The sequence below is a fragment of the Saccharothrix espanaensis DSM 44229 genome (genome assembly GCF_000328705.1).
In the GTDB taxonomy this organism is placed as follows: Bacteria; Actinomycetota; Actinomycetes; order Mycobacteriales; family Pseudonocardiaceae; genus Actinosynnema; species Actinosynnema espanaense.
This window is the reverse complement of record NC_019673.1, coordinates 5350390-5367951: the sequence shown is the minus strand read 5'-3', so window position 1 is coordinate 5367951 and position 17562 is coordinate 5350390. Positions and strand designations below refer to the sequence as shown.

General features: G+C 73.2%; 15 protein-coding genes. 4 read left to right on the top strand and 11 right to left on the bottom strand.

Annotated elements, in window-relative coordinates:
• Window positions 1–17: 17 nt before the first annotated feature.
• The 10 genes from BN6_RS23350 to BN6_RS23305 form a co-directional block, all read right to left on the bottom strand.
• Window positions 18–683, bottom strand: a complete 666-nt coding sequence (locus BN6_RS23350) for a class I SAM-dependent methyltransferase (protein ID WP_041317826.1) — start codon at window positions 681–683, stop codon at window positions 18–20.
• 105 nt (window positions 684–788) lie between these two features.
• The gene (locus BN6_RS23345; RefSeq protein WP_015102211.1) at window positions 789–1601 is read right to left on the bottom strand and encodes a hypothetical protein; all 813 of its coding nucleotides are present in this window, start codon (window positions 1599–1601) and stop codon (window positions 789–791) included.
• The gene (locus BN6_RS23340; RefSeq protein WP_015102210.1) at window positions 1601–2731 is read right to left on the bottom strand and encodes a hypothetical protein; all 1131 of its coding nucleotides are present in this window, start codon (window positions 2729–2731) and stop codon (window positions 1601–1603) included. The genes BN6_RS23345 and BN6_RS23340 overlap by 1 nt, the downstream gene beginning before the upstream one ends.
• 18 nt (window positions 2732–2749) lie before the next feature.
• Complete coding sequence (locus BN6_RS23335; RefSeq protein ID WP_041313719.1) at window positions 2750–3073, bottom strand: WXG100 family type VII secretion target; 324 nt, start codon at window positions 3071–3073, stop codon at window positions 2750–2752.
• Complete coding sequence (locus tag BN6_RS23330) at window positions 3070–3696, bottom strand: YbaB/EbfC family nucleoid-associated protein (protein WP_015102208.1); 627 nt, start codon at window positions 3694–3696, stop codon at window positions 3070–3072. The genes BN6_RS23335 and BN6_RS23330 overlap by 4 nt, the downstream gene beginning before the upstream one ends.
• A gap of 252 nt (window positions 3697–3948) precedes the next feature.
• Window positions 3949–4941, bottom strand: a complete 993-nt coding sequence (locus BN6_RS23325) for a glycosyltransferase (RefSeq protein ID WP_015102207.1) — start codon at window positions 4939–4941, stop codon at window positions 3949–3951.
• Between the two features lie 133 nt (window positions 4942–5074).
• The gene (locus BN6_RS23320; RefSeq protein WP_015102206.1) at window positions 5075–5935 is read right to left on the bottom strand and encodes an alpha/beta fold hydrolase; all 861 of its coding nucleotides are present in this window, start codon (window positions 5933–5935) and stop codon (window positions 5075–5077) included.
• A 63-nt stretch (window positions 5936–5998) separates the two neighbouring features.
• Complete coding sequence (locus BN6_RS23315) at window positions 5999–8095, bottom strand: xanthine dehydrogenase family protein molybdopterin-binding subunit (protein ID WP_015102205.1); 2097 nt, start codon at window positions 8093–8095, stop codon at window positions 5999–6001.
• On the bottom strand, window positions 8092–9081 hold the full coding sequence (locus tag BN6_RS23310) for an FAD binding domain-containing protein (RefSeq protein WP_015102204.1): 990 nt from the start codon (window positions 9079–9081) through the stop codon (window positions 8092–8094). Before BN6_RS23310 ends, BN6_RS23315 begins: the two co-directional genes overlap by 4 nt.
• A complete protein-coding gene (locus tag BN6_RS23305; protein ID WP_015102203.1) occupies window positions 9078–9581 on the bottom strand; it encodes a 2Fe-2S iron-sulfur cluster-binding protein in 504 nt (167 codons plus the stop codon). Before BN6_RS23305 ends, BN6_RS23310 begins: the two co-directional genes overlap by 4 nt.
• Window positions 9582–10013: 432 nt before the next feature.
• Between BN6_RS23305 and BN6_RS23300 the strand changes: the two genes are divergently transcribed.
• Together BN6_RS23300 and BN6_RS23295 are read left to right on the top strand one after the other, a co-directional pair.
• A complete protein-coding gene (locus BN6_RS23300; protein WP_015102202.1) occupies window positions 10014–10973 on the top strand; it encodes a TIGR03885 family FMN-dependent LLM class oxidoreductase in 960 nt (319 codons plus the stop codon).
• On the top strand, window positions 10970–12502 hold the full coding sequence (locus BN6_RS23295; RefSeq protein WP_041313717.1) for an alpha-amylase family protein: 1533 nt from the start codon (window positions 10970–10972) through the stop codon (window positions 12500–12502). The genes BN6_RS23300 and BN6_RS23295 overlap by 4 nt, the downstream gene beginning before the upstream one ends.
• Window positions 12503–12645: 143 nt before the next feature.
• Here the strand turns inward: BN6_RS23295 and BN6_RS23290 are convergent, their stop codons facing one another.
• Entirely contained in the window at window positions 12646–13713 is a 1068-nt protein-coding gene (locus BN6_RS23290) for a hypothetical protein (protein WP_015102200.1), read from the bottom strand.
• 206 nt (window positions 13714–13919) lie between these two features.
• Between BN6_RS23290 and BN6_RS23285 the strand changes: the two genes are divergently transcribed.
• Together BN6_RS23285 and BN6_RS42290 are read left to right on the top strand one after the other, a co-directional pair.
• A complete protein-coding gene (locus tag BN6_RS23285) occupies window positions 13920–14513 on the top strand; it encodes an RNA polymerase sigma factor (protein WP_051075699.1) in 594 nt (197 codons plus the stop codon).
• 123 nt (window positions 14514–14636) lie between these two features.
• Complete coding sequence (locus tag BN6_RS42290; protein WP_015102198.1) at window positions 14637–17558, top strand: CHAT domain-containing protein; 2922 nt, start codon at window positions 14637–14639, stop codon at window positions 17556–17558.
• Window positions 17559–17562: the final 4 nt, after the last annotated feature.

Below are 17562 nucleotides of genomic sequence, written 5' to 3'. Positions count from 1 at the left end.
CGGTCCCCGACCGGTGGCTACCGGCGTCGGGTGGCGCGCACGACGACGTCGTGGAGGGGGATCTCGCCGCCCTCGCGGGTGACGGCGGTCCGGTGGCACTCCTCGGCGGTGGCGACGTCCCACGCCGCCCCGTCCAGGCGCGCGGTGATCGTCTCGGCGGTGGCCGACGCCTCGGCGGGCGGCCGGTGGTCGGCCCCGTGCCCGTGGCCGGTGTGGAGGTGGCCGGTGTGGAGGTGGGCGGTGTGGAGGTGGCCGACGATCAGCAGGGTGCCGCCGGGTGCGACCCAGTCGGCGATGCGGTCGTAGAAGTCCAGCTGCGGGATCGTCGGGTGGGCGTAGTGGGTGGTGACCAGGTCGAACGGCGTTCCCGGCTGCCAGGTGCCCAGGTCCGCCTCGACCCACCGCACGCGCTCGGCCGCCCCGCTCGCCGACGCGCGTGCGGCGGCTCGGGCGAGCACCTCGGCCGAGATGTCGGCCGCCGTCACCTGCCAGCCGTGCGCGGCGAGCCAGATCGCCTCGGCACCTTCGCCGCACCCCGCGTCCAGCGCCGTGCCCGGCACGAGGTCACCGGTCTCCCGGACGAGGTGCGGGTTCGGCGGACCCCCGCCGGCGCGACCGGGATCCGCCGCTCCCGCCTGCTGCCAGTGCCGCTCCCAGTACTCCTTGTCGAACCCGTGGGTCATCGCCACGCCTTCCCGCTCGCCGCCAGTCCTCGTGATGGTGACCCCGGCGGGGCCGGGCGGCAAATCCTGTTGCCGAACTGGCAACCCACGTGGCAACCCGGGGTCTCAGGGCGTGATGGGCGGGTGGGCCGGTGTCGCGCGCAGCCGGTCGAGCAGCCCGAGGACCAGGTCCACCGTCCGCAGCACCTGCTCCGGGTCGATCCGGCCGGGCCCGGTGGTGTAGACGAAGCCCGCCTCGGCGGTCAGCAGGATGGGCATGGCGCTGAGCAGCGGGTCGGAGTCGGCGTGTCCGAGCAGCCAGTCGGCCACCTGGGGCGTGAACGCCCGCGTCACGGTGGCCGGGTCGGTGCTGAACGCGGTGAACTCCCGGTCCACCTCGGCCGGCAGCCGGACCTGCGACCACGGCCGCTGCTCGCGCGCCACCGTGAGCGGCGCGTCGCCCGCCGGCCCGACCTCCCGGAGGTGCTTCTCGGCCAGCGGCCGACCCCGGAAGTCCACGTGGATCCGCCGGCACAGCTTCAGCTCCGGCAGCCCCGACACGGCCACCTCCACCCGGTGCTGGTGCAGCGTGGTCGTGCTGGTCGCGGTGGCCTTCCTCATCGACGCCTCGCTCAGCCGCACCGACCAGTCGCCCCGCCGGAAGTCCACCGCCGTCTCGAACCGGGGCCGGCGGACCGTGCCGAGCCGGCCGGTGAAGCCCCCGGTCTCGTTGGCCAGCGGCGGGAGGAGGTCGGCCGACCACGCGCGGGCCTCGGCGGGGCCGACCACCCGTCCGCCGAGCGGGTGCGCGAGTGCGGCGAGCGCGGCGGCGTGCTCGCGCCGCACCTTCCGTTCCTTGCGCCACCTCGCCCAGACCAGCAGGCCGAACAGGGCCAGCAGGAGGGCGACGAGCAGGGCGAGATCGAGGAGGTAGTCCATCAGATGTCCAGGTACCCCTCGGTCTCCTGCTTGGACTGGTCGGAGCCGGTGTCGTCGTAGCCCGCCGCCTTCTGACCGGAACCGTAGTTGCGCAGCGGCTTGTCGATACCGGCGTTCGCGCCGCCACCCAGGCCCAGTTGCGCGCGCCCGGCGTCGACCGCGGCGGTCCCCAGGGACTTGCCGAACCCGTCCGCCATCCGGGAGCCGATCATGCCCTTCTCGCCCCAGAGCTTGACCAGCGGCGAGTTGCTGCCGGGCAGCTTCGCCTCCCTCATGCCGACGGCGGCGGTGTGGCCGATCTGCTTGTTGGCCATCGAGCGCTGGAAGGCGGTCTTCACGTTGCCGACCCGCTTGCCCAGGTTGCGCAGGAAGTCGAGGATCTTGGTCAGGAACTGCTTCAGCCTGGCCACGATCCGGGCGACCCGGCTGCCGGTCGAGGCGACCCGCACGCCCGTCGCGGCGCCGGCGGCGGCGGTCGAGGCGCCGAAGCTGGGCACGGCGGCGGCCAGCGCGGGGATCCAGATCATGATCAGCCAGGTGATCAGCTCGGTCAGGATCGCCTTGATGAAGTCCTCGACGATCGTCATGATCATGCTGGAGATCTGGAGCATCTGGGCCAGCTCGCCGGCCTGGCCCGCGACGCCGTCGATGCCGTTGGCGAACTCGCCGAGCTTGGTGCCGGCCGCCTCCGACGCCGGGCCGCCCCAGGCCGTGACGGAGCTCTGCAGGTCTTCGTCGAACTTCTTGCGCAGCTCGGCCACGCCCTTGGCGATGTTGCCGAAGTTCTCGGCCGCCTGGTTGAGCGCCGGACCGTCACCGCTGACGAAGTGGATCGCGTCCTCCAGCGGCTGCACGACGCTGATCAGGAAGTTGAGCCCCTGCCCGACCAGCCAGCCGATCGGGTCGGTCGCGATCCCGTAGGCCGACGTGCCGAGCGCGCCGATCAGCCCGGTGGCCTCGGAGGCCAGGCCGGTCACCTCCGCGCCGCCGTCCTTCTGGGCCTTGCCGAGCGCTTCCTTGGTCTTGAGGTAGTTGCCGTAGAAGGGGACGGCCTCGGCCACCTTCTGGCCGGTGGCCTTCTCGCCGACGGTGATCTCGACGCCGCCGGCCTTGGTCTTCTCTTCCGCCATCGTGGTCTTCCCCCGCTCCTACGGCTTGTCCAGCTCGACCTGGAGGCCGTTGAGCAGCTGCTTGACCGCTTCCTCCTGGTCGTCGTAGTCCTGCGCCGCGCCCCGGAACTTGTCCGAGCCGGACTGCAGGCCCTCCTGCATGGCGGTGAACAGGTCGTTCAGGTCGTCCAGCAGCTGGGTGTAGTTGTCCTTGACGAACAGGCCGACCACGCCCCACGACTTGTTCGACACGTCCGCCCTGGCCACCAGCCCGGCGATCTGGCCGGCGGTGCCGTGGTGGCCGTCGAGCATTCCGGCGAACGTCCGCAGCTCCTGGGGGCTGACGTCGAAACCGCCGCTCACGGTGCACTCCTTGGGTGGTCGAGGACGACGGGGAGCACGATCACCGGTCCTCGTCGTCGTAGAGGTTGAGGAACCGGCCGTCCTGGTTGCGCTGCGGGCCCGGTGGCGGCGCGGGTCGGTCGTCGTCGCGCAGGAACCGGCGCTGCGAGAAGTCGTCCGGTTCCTCGACGGGCGCCGGCCGGCGGTGGTCCGACCGGCGGTGGCACGTGGTCGGGCGCCTGCTCGGTCATCGCGCGCAGCTCCTGCGGCGTGACGCCGAACAGCTGGGCCTGGGTCTCCAGGACCTGGTCGGTGAGGTGCATGTCGTCCCCGAGCGCGTGCTCCACGATCCCGGCCTGCCGGCGCGCGGCCTCGGCGACGGCCTGGCGCAGGGTCGCCATCAGCGCCGCCGCCAGCGCGTGCGGTGGGCGGCGCATCGCGTGGTCGGCCAGCCGGATGTCCTTGATCGCCCCGGACGGGCCCGCCACGACGGTCACCGCCCGGTCCGGCGAGGTCGCCACCACCTCCATGGCGGCCAGTTCGCGCTGCAGTTCGCCGATCCCGGCGGCCTGGTCGTCGACCCGGTGCAGCTTGGCCTGGAACTGCTCGAACTGGGCGACGAGCTGGTCGAACTCGGCCGACACGACAAGACCTCCGGGGAGTTGCGGCTCGGTGGCACGCGCGGTGCCGGATGAACGGACCCATGATGGCAAGCGAACGGTCCACTGTGTGCCGAAACGGGCGAAAAGGGACGGTGTCGTCGTGCGCGGGGCTCTGCGGGCACGCTCGTCCCCGCGCCCGGCGGTCCGCCCCGGATTTCGGGCGGCGTGGGGTCTATCCGTCCACTGTGGCCGGAACGGGCCGGCCGCCGGCTCCCCGACCGCCGTCAGGGTCGTTCAGGAGCCTTCACGGCGGACGGCGGAGGCGTACACGTCGGCGATGTCCTCCGCGACGCGGTCGAGGCCGTAGCGGGCCAGGACGCGGTCGATGCCGGCGATGGCGTAGGCCTCGCGGCGGGCGTGGTCGGCGAGCAGGCCGCTCAGGACGCGGACCAGGCCACCGGGCCCGCCCTGCGCCGGGACCATCCCGGCGACCCGGTGCACGACGACGTCGGACATGCCGCCGACGCTCGTGGTGGAGACCACCGCGACCCCGCAGGCCATCGCCTGCATCGCCAGGATCGACGGCCGGTCGCACCACGGGCCGCACACCACGATGTCGGCCGACCTCACCAGCGCCGGCAGGTCGCCGGGGCCGGCCTGCACCCGCACCACCCGGCCGTCCGCCGCGGCCGGGCCGGCAGCCGGGGGCGGGCCGTCGAACACCACCAGCTCGGCGTCCGGCAGGGCGTGCACCGCGGCGACGAGTTCGCGCGGGACGCCGTGGGAGGCCGCCGTGAGGATGCGGTGGGCCGACCCCCGGGGCACGCGCGGCCCGTCCGGGGTGAAGCGGTTCCAGTCCACGCCGTAGGGCACGACCGCGATGCTGGCCCGCCGGACACCCAGGCGCAGCAACGCGGGCAGGTCGTCGTCCGAGGTGGCGACCACCCGTGCGGCACTCCGGCAGACGGCGCGTTCCACGTCGACCCGCTCGGCGGGCGCACGGGTGGTGTCCTGGTAGGTGTGCACGATCGGGATGTCCAGCGGGCGCGCGGCGACCATCGCCGCCAGCCCGGAGGTCCAGCGGTGGGCGTGGACGACGTCCGGCGGCTCGGCCGCCCAGCTCTCCCGCAGCGCCGCGACGAACGACTCCAACTGCCGCTGTGGCCCGCTTTCCTCCGCCGCCCGCGTGCTGTGCACGACGACGTGGTGGCCCGACCCGGTGAGCGCGCCGGACAGGTCGACCACCGGCAGGTCCGACTCGACCGAGGTGACCATGGCGATCCGCATGCGCGCACCTTCCTCCGAGGAGCGGAAAAGGCAGCGGCTACTGGCTGAACCGTGCGGAAACCACCCTACCCAGCCGACCGGAACCCGCAACACGACAAGGATTGCGCCGCCCGTGCGAGCGCGCCGACCGCCGTCAGGGCCGGAAGAACCCGGCCAGGTCGGCGGCCAGCACCCCGGGCGCCTCCTCCGCGACGTGGTGCCCCGAGTCGATCCCGTGGCCGCGCACGTCGTCGGCCCAGTCGCGCCAGATCACGAGCGGGTCGCCGTAGAGGATCTCCAGGTCGTCGCGCAGCGACCACAGGACGAGGGTGGGGCAGCGCAGCCGGACACCGGCGGCCCGGTCGGCTTCCTCGTCCGCGCGGTCGACGGTGAGACCGGCGCGGTAGTCCTCCAGCATCGCCCGCACCACGTCCGGGTTCCCCGTGGCGGCGCGGAACTCCTCGTGGTTCTCCGGTCCCATGTGGTCGGGGTCGCCCGCGTACCAGCTCACCGGATCCGCGTTGATCACCCGTTCCGGCGTGCCCGGCTGGGCGAAGAAGAACCAGTGCCACCACCGGGTGGCGAACTCCGCGCCGGCGCGGGCCAGGTGCTCGCTGATCGGCATGCAGTCCAGCAGGGCGACCCGCTCGACGGCCTCGGGGTGGTCCAGTGCCAGCCGGAGCGCGACCGCCCCGCCCCGGTCGTGCCCGGCGAGCCGGAACCGGTTGTGCCCCAACGCCTCCATCACGGCCACCAGGTCGCCCGCGACGGCCCGCTTGGAGTGGGCGCGGTGATCGGGGGTGGGCGCGGGCCCGCGCGAGCGACCGTACCCGCGCAGGTCCGGGCAGACCACCGTGAACCCCTGCTCCACCAGCAGCGGCGCGACCCGGTGCCAGGTCGCGGACGTGCGCGGGTGGCCGTGCAGCAACAACACCGGCGGGCCTTCGCCCCCGTGCCGCACGAAGATCGTCGCCTCGCCGACCGGGACCAGTTCCTCCTGGAATCCTTCGAACATCACCCGAGCCTCACACACCGGGTTCCGGCTCGCGACTCGCCCGGACCGCCGGCCGCCGCACCGTCACCGCAGGAAGTGGTCGAGGGTCAGCGGGAGGTCGCGGACCCGGACACCGGTGGCGTGGTAGGCCGCGTTGACGATGGCGGCGGCGGTGCCGACGATGCCGATCTCGCCGATCCCCTTGGTGCCCATGGGGTTGGTGTGCGGGTCGTGCTCATCCACCCAGTGCGCTTCCACGTCCGGGACGTCGCTGTTGGTGGCGATGTGGTACTCGGCGAAGTCGTGGTTGAGCACGTGCCCGAACCGCTCGTCGAGCAGGCTCTGCTCGTGCAGGGCCATGGACAGGCCCATGGTCATGCCGCCGATGAGCTGCGAGCGGGCCAGGCGGGGGTTGACGACCCGGCCGACGGCGAACACGCCGAGCAGGCGCGGCACCCGCACCTCGCCGGTGTCGGCGTGCACCCGGACTTCGGCGAACTGGGCGCCGAACGCGTGCATGGCGTACTCGTCGGCGGCCGAGGGCTCCGGGGTGGCGGCACCGGTCTGGTCGCCGTCGGCGGGGTGGTCGCCGAACTTCTCGCGGAACGCCCGCGCGGCGGCCACCACCGTCGATCCCCAGGACCCGATGCCGGACGACCCGCCCGCCACGGTCGCCTTGGGCAGCGCCGTGTCGCCGATCCGCAGGTCGACGTCGGCGAAGTCGACCCCCAGCGCGTCGGCGGCGATCTGGGCGAGCGCGGTCCACGTGCCGGTGCCGAGGTCGGCGGCGCCGATCTCGACGCGGTAGCGGCCCGCCCCGGTGTGCCGGACCGTCGCCGCCGAGCCCGGCATGACGTTGACCGGGTACGTCGACGCGGCCACGCCGGTGCCGACCAGCCAGCCCGCCTCCTCCCGGACACCGGGGGAGGGGTCGCGGCCCGCCCAGCCGAACCGGCGCGCGCCCTCGTGCAGGCAGGCGATCAGGTTGCGGCTGGAGAACGGCTTGCCGCTGTCCGGTTCGACCACGGGCTCGTTGCGGACCCGGAACTCGACCGGGTCGACGCCGCAGGCGACGGCCAGTTCGTCCAGCGCGACCTCGGGGCCGAACATGCCGGGGCACTCGCCGGGGGCGCGCATCCACGACGGCACCGGCACGTCCAAGGCGGCCAGGCGGTGGGTGCTGCGGCGGTGGGGCGCGGCGTACATGGTGCGGCTGGGCACGGCGGTCTGCTCGGCGAACTCCTTGATGCGCGAGGTCTGGCTCACGGCGTCCACCGCGATGGCGGTCAGCCGGCCGTCGGCGGCGCAGCCCAGCCGCACCCGTTGGATCGTCGGGGTGCGGTAGCCGACCAGGGAGAACATCTGCTGCCGGGTGAGCGCCAGCTTGACCGGGGTGCCGGGGACGGCCCGCGCGGCCATCGCGGCGAGGATCGTGTGCACGTGCGGGGTGCCCTTGGCGCCGAAGCCGCCGCCGACGTGCGGCGAGACGACGTGCACCTGCTCCAGGGGCAGCCCGAGCGTCTTGGCCACGGCCTCCCTCGTGGTGTGCACGCCCTGGGTGGACTCGTAGAGCAGCAGTTCACCGTCCGACCACAACGCGGTGGTGGCGTGCGGCTCCATCGGATTGTTGTTGTACCAAGCCGTTGTGTACGTCTGGTCGACCACGTGCGCCGCCTGCTCCAGCGCCGCCGGCACGTCTCCCTGCGCGGTGTCGGTCTCGAAGCCGCCGTTGACCTGCTCCGGCGCGTAGAGGTCGTCGCGGTCGGCGTCCAGGTGCACGTCGTGCGGCCGTTGGTCGATCTCGACGTGGACGAGCGAGGCCGCGTGACGGGCGGTCTCGGGCGAGTCGGCGACGACCACGGCCACCACCTGCCCCCGGAAACTCACCTCGGGCGACTGGAGGGCGGCCAACTCGGCGTCGGTGTCGGTATCGTCGGTGTCGGCTAGGCGCGGCGCGTTGTCGGGCGTGAGCACCAGCGACACACCGTCGAGCGCGAGGGCGGACGCCACGTCGACGCGGGTCAGCACCCCCCGGGCGACCTCCGCCTGCACCAGCCACGCGTACGCGGGCGAGGGCACCGGCTGGTCGTTGGCGTAGGGCGCGGTGCCGGTGACCTTGGCGGGCCCGTCGACCCGGCGCGGCGCGCTGCCCTGCACGCGGGAGCGCAGCAGGTCGGTCATCGTTCCTCCATCGCCAGGTCGCGCAGCGCGGACACGATCGTGTTCCGGGCCAGCGGGATCTTGAAGGCGTTGCCGGGCAAGGGTTCGGCGTCGGCGAGTTCGGCGTCCGCCGCCTCGCGGAACACATCCGGGTCCGGCGCACGGCCGCGCAGCACCTCTTCGGCCCGCCGCGCGCGCCACGGCTTGTGCGCCACCCCGCCGAGCGCGATGCGCACCTCGCGCACGGTCCCGTCGGCGATCTGCGCCACCACCGCCACCGACACCAGCGCGAACGCGAACGACGCCCGGTCGCGCACCTTCCGGTACAGCGACCGCGCACCGGCGGGCAGCGGCGGCAGGTCCACCGCCGTGATCAGGTCGGCCGGAGAAAGCACGGTGTCGCGGTGCGGTTCCTCGCCCGGCAACCGGTGCAGGTCGAGGACGGGGATCGTGCGCTGCCCGGCCGGCCCGTGCACGCGCACTTCGGCGTCGAGCGCGGCCAGCGCCACCGCCATGTCCGACGGGTGCACCGCCACGCAACGCTCCGACGCACCGAGGATCGCGTGCTGACGGGTGTGACCGCCGATCGCGGAGCACCCGCTGCCCGGCGTGCGCTTGTTGCATGGCGTGGTCACGTCCTGGAAGTACGGGCACCGAGTGCGTTGCAGCAGGTTGCCGCCGGTCGTCGCCAGGGTGCGCAACTGGCCGGACGCCCCGGACAGCAGCGCCCGCGACAGCACCGGGTAGTCCCGGCGCACCACCGGGTGCGCGGCCAGGTCGCTGTTGCGGACCGTCGCGCCCACCCGCAGCCCGCCGCCGGGAAGTTCCTCGACGCCGTCCAGCGGCAACCGGCCGATGTCGACCAGCACCTCGGGCGCGGCGACCCCCAGCTTCATCCGGTCGACCAGGTTCGTCCCGCCCGCGAGGAACGCCACCGCGGTGCGGCCCGCCGCCTCGGCGACCGCGCCCTCGACGTCGGCCGCCCGGCGGTAGTCGAACGGGATCACCGGGCACCGTCCCGGACCGCCTCCACGATGTGCACGTACGCCCCGCAGCGGCACAGGTTCCCGCTCATCCGCTCCCGGACCTCCTCCGCCGACAGGTCGACGGGCCCGGTCAGGTCGGCCGTGACCACGCTGGGGTGGCCGGCCCGGACCTCGTCCAGCACGCCCACCGCCGAGCACACCTGGCCAGGGGTGCAGAAGCCGCACTGGAGGGCGTCGCGCTCCAGGAACGCCTCCTGGACGGGGTGCCGCTCACCGTCCCGCGCCAGGCCCGCCGCCGTGACGACCTCCGCGCCGTCGTGCGCGACGGCGAACGACAGGCACGTCACCGCCCGCCGGCCGTCCAGCAGCACCGTGCAGGCCCCGCACTGGCCGTGGTCGCAGCCCTTCTTCGGCGAGGTCACCCCGAGTCCCTCGCGCAGCGCGTCCAGCAACGTGGTCCGGTTGTCCACCCGCAACCGCCGGACCTCCCCGTCCACCCGCAGTTCGACCTCACCGTCCACGACCAGCCCCTTCGGTTCGTCGGTGTGTGGTACGTCGCCCCGGGGCGGGCCGGGACACCCCACCACCCGGCGTCCCGGCCCGCCCGCCGGGCTCAGCGGTTCGGCGGCGGCGGGTCGGGCAGGGTCGGCGAGGGCGGCTCGGGCGTCGGCGGAACAGGCGGCTCCGTGGCCGGTGAGGGCCCCGGCGCCGGTTTCGGCGGCGGGCCCGGCTTCGGGACCGGTGGTGGGGTGGGCTTGGGCGGGTTCGGCTGCACCACGGTTCTGCTCCTGCTCCGTCCGGGGATCGGGTCGAAGCCCGGTATACCCCGTGCCCGGGAGATCCACGCGCCGATGCCGTCCCGTTCGGGTGAACAGCGGCGCTCGCCTCGGGTGACGTGCGGAGATCGCCTCCGATCGGTGTCACCCGGTCGTGCCGGGGGTACGTGTCACTGCATGACCGTCATCGGTGTGCACGCCTCGCACGAGCAGATACACCCGTCACGCCTGCTGGACGCCGTCCGCCGGGCCGAGGAGGTCGGGTTCGACGCGGCGATGAGCTCCGACCACTTCTCGCCGTGGAGCGCGCGGCAGGGGCAGTCGGGGTTCGCCTGGTCGTGGCTCGGAGCCGCGATGCAGGCCACCTCACTGCCGTTCGGCGTGGTCAACGCCCCCGGCCAGCGCTACCACCCGGCGATCGTCGCGCAGGCGATCGGCACCCTCGGGGCGATGTACCCCGGGCGGTTCTGGGCCGCCCTGGGCACCGGGGAGGCCAGCAACGAGCACATCACCGGCGGGCGGTGGCCGCGCAAGGACCTGCGGGCCGCCCGGCTGCGGGAGTGCGTGGACGTGATCCGGGCCCTGCTCGCCGGCGAGGAGGTCAGCCACGACGGCCTGGTCACCGTGGACCGGGCGAAGCTCTGGACCAGGCCCGACGAGCCGCCGGCGCTGATCGGCGCCGCCGTCAGCCCCGCCACCGCCGGGTGGTGCGCGCAGTGGGCCGACGGGCTGGTCACCGTGAACGCCCCGGCGGACCACCTGCGCGCGCTGGTGGACGCCTACCGGGAGGCGGGCGGCATCGGCAAGCTCGCGCTCCAGGTGCACCTGAGCTGGGCGCCCGACCAGGCCCGTGCCGAGGCGCTGGCCCACGACCAGTGGCGCAGCAACGTGTTCGGCCCGCCGGTGTGCTGGGACCTGGAGACCGCCGAGCACTTCGACGTGCTGTCCGAGCACGTCACGGCCGAGCGCGTGCGCGGCACCGTGAACGTGTCCGCCGACCTGGGCCGGCACGCCGAGATCCTGCGCGGGTACGCCGACCTGGGCTTCGACGAGCTGTACCTGCACCACGTCGGCCAGGAGCAGGACGAGTTCCTCGACGCGTTCGGCGAGCACGTGCTGGCGGAGGTGCGGTCGTGAAGCTCACCCGGACCGCCGACCTGTGGTGGAAGAACGCCGTCGTCTACTGCCTGGACGTGGAGACCTTCCACGACTCCGACGGGGACGGGTACGGCGATTTCCGCGGCCTGATCGACAAGATCGACCACCTGCACGAGCTGGGCGTGACGTGCCTGTGGCTGATGCCGTTCTACCCCACCCCGGACCGCGACGACGGCTACGACATCACCGACTTCTACGGCGTCGACCCGCGCCTGGGCACGCTGGGCGACTTCGTGGAGCTGGTCCGCACCGCCCGCGACCGGGGGATGCGGGTGATCGCCGACCTGGTGGTCAACCACACCTCGGACAAGCACCCGTGGTTCGAGCAGTCGCGCAGCTCACGGGACAACCCCCGGCGCGACTGGTACGTGTGGCGGGACGAGCCGCCCGCCGACGCCGAGCAGGGCGTGGTGTTCCCGGACCAGGAAACCTCGCTGTGGGAACGGGACGAGCAGTCGGGCCAGTACTTCCTGCACCGCTTCTACAAGCACCAGCCGGACCTGAACGTGGCGAACCCGAAGGTGCGCGACGAGATCGCCCGGGTGATGGGGTTCTGGATGGAGCTGGGCCTGTCCGGGTTCCGGGTGGACGCGGTGCCGTTCCTGCTCGAAGCGCCGGTGCAGGACCTGCCCGACCCGCACGACTACCTGTGCGACCTGCGCGCGTTCCTGTCCCGCCGCAACGGCGAGGGCGTGCTGCTGGGCGAGGTGAACCTGCCCTACGTCGACGCGATGAAGTTCTTCGGCGGCTCCGACGGCGTGGGCGACGAGCTGCACATGTGCTTCGACTTCATCGGCATGCAGCAGATGTACCTCTCGCTGGCCCGCAAGGACGCCGGGCCGTTGATCCACGCCCTGCGGGAGCGTCCGCAGCCGCCGCGCGACTGCCACTGGGCGACCTTCGTGCGCAACCACGACGAGCTGATCCTCGACAAGCTGACCGAGCCGGAGCGGCAGGAGGTGTTCGCCGCCTTCGGCCCGGACGAGGACATGCAGCTCTACGGCCGGGGCCTGCGCCGTCGCCTGCCGTCCATGATGGACGACCCGCAGCGCACGAAGATGGTCTACAGCCTGCTGTTCTCGCTGCCCGGCACGCCGGTGCTGTTCTACGGCGAGGAGGTCGGCATGACCGAGGACCTCTCGCAGGACGACCGGCTGGCCGTGCGCACGCCGATGTGGTGGGACGCGGCGGACGAGCAGAAGTACGACCCGGAGTCGCTGCTGACGTGGGTCCGGCTGCTGGTCGAGCGCTACCGGGAGTGCCCGGAACTGGCGTGGGGCCGGTTCCAGGTGATCGACACCCCGGAGCCCTCGCTGTTCGCCCACCGCTGCGACATCGACGGCGGCACGGTGATCGCCGTGCACAACTTCGCCGACGCGGAGGCCGGGCTCGACCTGTCCGATGTGGACGGTGAACTGATCGACGTGCTGTCCGGCCAACCCACCTCGCCGAAGATCACGCTGGAACCGTACGGCTGCCGCTGGCTACGCGCCCGACCGGTCGGGTAGCGACCCGGAACGCGGCCGGCCCGACGTGCGAACCCCGGTGGGGCCGCCACTTCCGTGGTGGCCCCACCGGCTGCTTGTGACGTCATCCGCAGGGTGTCGCGTGCCCCGTGGTCGCCCGGGTCCGCCGGCGTGCCGCTCCGACGTCAGGAGGTGTAGGGGACGGCGTAGGCGTGGCTCATGTCCGAGTTGTGCTTCGAGGTCGAGCCGCGGGAGTCGGTGAGCCCCACCGCGGTTCCCTGCACGGCACCGGTTTCGCCGGACAGCCACTGCACGAGGACGTAGGCGTTGAACCGGGGGATGCAGCCGGCGTCGGCCCGGACCCGGAAGTCCGGCTGGTGGAGCGGCACGTAGACGTGGTGGACCGAGTACGGCACGGACTTGGTCACGGTCGCGGAGGAGTCGCTGTGGCAGAGCGTGCCATCGGCCTTCCACTGGTTCACGAACAGGGTGAACCGCGCCTGGGACGATCCGGACTTGTCGCAGGTGCTGCTGGTGTGGCAGACCATGTACTCGGTGTCGCCGAACACGCTCAGCCCGGTGAAACCCGGTGCCGTGTCGAACATCGGCAGCGACGGCTCGCGCACGATCGGCGTCGTGGCGTCGACGCGCCGCAGGCCCGGCGGGACGCTGTTCTGGATCGCCGTGCCGGCCGTGTTGTTGGCGACCGACGTGTCGGCGAAGCGCAAGTACCCGCTCACGACTCGGACCGTGGAGTCGTCGAAGCCCAATGACGCTGTCCTGATGTAGGTGGTGCACGTGACGTTGGTGGCGACGCCGGGGTGCAGCAGGTACCGCGTGGTCAGCGAGATGTCCTCCCACTGGGCGTTCCCGCCGCCCTGCTTGTAGACGTTCTGGCCCACCACCATGTTCTTGCTGCCGCCTGCCCACTTGCACACGACCTCGTTGTCCACCAAGGTGCGCAAGGTCGCGCTGTTGACCCGCATCACCGAGACCACGTAGGCGGTCTGGGTGCTCGACATCGAGAGCGTGACCGTGCCGAGCGCGACCACGTTCTGGTCGCTGGAGCCGTCCGGCGGCACCCCCGGCCCCAGCACGGTCACGGGCGTGAAGTCGTCGTGCGTGGCCGCCGACGCCTGGGGGGCGGTGAAACCCAGCAGTGCCAGCGAGAGCACGACGGCCGCGAGCTTTCGCAAGCCGTTGCCGCGCACGGCGGGGCGGAGCGGTGTCCGGGTTCTGTCCAAGGATTCCACGTCAGGTGTCCTTCTCTGCTGATCGGTTTGCGGTCCCGCCAAAGGGACCCTGCCTGTGGGATCAATGCGCGGCGATGCCGCCAGGTATGAGTGTTTGGTGGAAAATTTCTTACCTGATCGGGGGATGGCGCTCGGCCGCGCAGCCAGTACGGTGCGCCGTACGAGGAGCGGGGGTTCCTCGCGAGGGGGAGCACCATGGGGGAACGGTGGACGAGGTCACCGGGTTCGACGCGGTCTTCACGGGGGTGTCGGGGCGGCTGTACTCGCGGGTGGCCTCGCTGGTAGGCAGCCGGGCCCTGGCCGACGACCTGGTCCAGGACGTCTACGTGCGGTTGCGCTCGACCGAGCGGAGGGCGCGGCGGTTCGTGGAACACGCCAACCCGTACGGGTACGCGTTGGCCACGGCGGTCAACATGGCGCGTGCTCACTGGCGTTCGCAACGGCGGCTGGTGCCGCTCGACGCGGCCCCGCACCCGTCCCACGACGGAGGACTGCGCCGCGCCGAGGCCGAGCACGAGGCGGCGCGCCTGCTGCACGAGCTGACCGTGAAGGAAGCCGCGGTCGTCGTGCTGGTGGACTTGGACGGCCACACGCTGGACGAAGCCGCCGCACTGCTGGGCGTGCACCGAGGTACCGCGCAGCGCAATAGGATGCGGGCGTTGGCGAAGCTGCGGCAATGCGTGCTGAACGGCGGCGATGCCCGACCGGCCCGCCGTCGACCCAGGCCGCAGGCGCGCGCCGGTGCGGGCTGTGATCACCGGCAGGGGGTGGCGCGGTCGCACCGCGCGAGGTATCCGTGAGGGCGATCTCGCGCACCTGCCGGCATGGTGACGGCGACGGGGCCTGGTGCTGCCGGACGACGCACTGCACTCGGTGTCGGCGTTCCAGTTCGCGGACGGCGGCGGCTGCGGTAGAACGGGGCGGTGCGAGCAGAACGTGCGCGGGAGGCGGTTGTCGGGCGCGTCGAGGGCGCGCCGGACGAGTTCTTGCGGGCCATCGGTGACGACCCGGCGGGTTGGATGGCGTTGGCGGACAAGGCACTCGGCGAGTCCGCCGCGGACAGGACGGTTCTCGGCGCGGTCGCCGCACTGATGCGGTTCACGCTCTCCGAGATCTCACCCCGGCACCCGCTGCGCGAGCAGTGCGTGCGGCTGCTCGCCGTCGCGCTGGTCGACACGGCGCAGCACCACGACGACGAAGCCGCCTACACCGAGTTCCAGACCGTGGTGCGGTTCGAGGCCGAACGCCTGCCGGACGACGACCCGGCGCGCGCCCGGCTCACCGGGATGCTCGCCTCGGTCGGGGCTCGCCGCCGCGAGTCGACGCACGACCGGATGACCGCCGAGGCCAGGGCGTTGCTCGACCGGTTCGAGGCCACCGAGGACGAGGCGGCGCTGGACGAGGCCATCGCGCGGTTCCGGGCGGTCGTCCTGCGCATCGCCGACGAACCCGACCGGCGCCACCCGTTGGGCAGCCTGGGGTTGGCGCTCGTCCTGCGCTACCAGCTGCACGCCGACCCCGGTGATCTGCGGGCGGCGATCTCGGCGTGGCGGCGGGCCCTGGCGCACACCCCGCCGGGCAACGGCCGCGTCCAACTCGTCGCGAACCTCGCCGGCGCGCTGCACCACCTGTTCGACCTGGAGCGCGACGAAGCGGTGCGGGAAGAATCCTTCCAGCTCGCCAGGTCGGTCCGCGGCGAAGGGGTGGCCGAGATGCGCCGGCTCAACAACCTGGCCGCGGGGCTGGTGGCGCGCTTCGTCGAGACCGGCGACACCCGCGCCGCGGACGAGGCGATCGAGCTGCACGAGCGGGCCATCGCGATGACCGACCCGGCCGACCCGCAGTACGCGACCCGCCTGCACAACCTGTCCGACCTGGTGAAGGTACGGTTCTCGGCGGCGGAGGACCCCGCTGCCGTGGACCGGTCCATCGACCTGTCCCGCCGGGCTTACGCCGCCGCGAACACCCCGCCGCGCCAGCGGTTCGCGCTCGCGCTGGCCCTCGCCGCCGGGCTGAGCCTGCGTTCCGAGCGGTCGGCGGACCTGGCGAGCCTGGCGGAGGCCGTCGAGCTGATCCGGGTGTTCGTCGCGGACGGCCCGCGCCAGGATCCGGACCGGCCCTTCCTGCTGGGCAAGGCGTCCCTGATCCTGTCGACGTACTACGACGCCACCGGGGACGCGGCGGTCGCCGGGGAGGCGGCGGCAGCGGCGCGGGAAGCGCTGCGCGCGGCCGGCACCGGCCACCCGCACCGCCCGATGCTGCTGTTCGCGCTGTCGCACGTGCTGAGCCGGGTGCACCACCACACGGGCGAGGCGGCGGCGCTGGCCGAGTCCCGGCGGCTGATGGCCGAGGCCGCTTCGGTTCCGGCCCAGTCGCCGCTGGACCGGGCCGGGATGCTGGTCCTGGTCGCGGGCGCGCAGGTGGCGCAGCAGCGCTGGGCCGAGGCCGCCGACGCCTACGACCAGGCGATCGGCCTGTTCCCGCTGCTGGTGTCGCGCCGGCTGACCCGCGCCGACCAGGAGAAGCGGCTCGCCGAACGCGCCGTGACCGTCCGGGACGCGGGCGCGGTCGCGTTGCAGGCGGGCGACCCGGAGCGGGCGTTGACGTTGATCGAGCACGGGCGCGGCACGCTCTTCGCGCAGTCGCTGGAAAACCGTGACGACTTCGACGACCTGCGCGCCGATCACCCCGACTTGGCAGCGGAACTGCTGTCGCTGCGCGACACCCTGGCCACCTGGACCGCCGAGGGCGCGGGAGCGGGCGACGACCACCACCGGCTGGCCCGCCGCTGGGAGGAACTGGTCGCCCGGGTCCGCGAACTCCCCGGCCGGCAGGGGTTCCTGGGCCGGGTGCGGGTCGGCGAGCTGCTCTCGGCCGCCGAGCGCGGGCCGGTGGTGGTGTTCTCGGTCAGCGCGATCCGTTCGGACGCCTTGATCGTGCGGCCGGACGGCATCGAGGTCGTGCCGCTGCCCGGTGTGACGCCGGAGGTCGTGGAGCGCAACGCGCGGGAGTTCCTCGCCGCCGTCGCGGACGGCGAGGACGTGAGCGGGATCCTCGGGTGGCTGTGGGACGCGGTGGCCGGGCCGGTGCTGGACCGCCTGCCGGACGACCCGTCGCAGCGGGTCTGGTGGTGTCCCACGGGTTCGCTCGCGTTCCTGCCCCTGCACGCCGCCGGCCGTGCCGGGCACGGCGTGCTGGACCGGGTCGTGTCCTCCGGCACGCCCACGCTGCGCGCCCTGCTCCACGCCCGTCGAGCGGGCGTCCCGGCCGGGACCGACACCCTGGTGGTGGCGGTGCCCGAGGCCGAGGGCGTGCCCGCGCTGCCGGGCGTGGAGCGGGAAGTGCGGCTGCTGGAGGACGTCCTGCCGACGACGACGGTGTTGCGCGACGCCCGCCGGGCCGAGGTGCTCGACCAGATCGGCCGGCACGGTCGGGCGCACTTCGCGTGCCACGCCGTCACCGACACCGCCCACCCGTCGGACAGCCGGCTGCTGCTGGCGGGCGATGCCCCGCTGACCGTGCTCGACATCGCGCGGTTGCGGCTGGAGGGCGATCTCGCGCACCTGTCGGCGTGTTCGACGGCGACGGTGGGGCCGGTGCTGCCGGACGAGGCGATCCACCTGGCGTCGGCGTTCCAACTCGCCGGCTACCGGCACGTGGTGGCGACCCTGTGGCCGGTGCGCGACGTCTTCGCGGTCGGTTTCGCCCGGGACTTCTACCGCGTGGTGGCCGAACACGGCGCGGGGAGCGCGGCGCTCGCCGTCCACCAGGCGACCCGCCGACTCCGCGACCGCCTGCCCGACCACCCCGAGATCTGGGCGGCCCACGTCCACACCGGCCCCTAGCCAC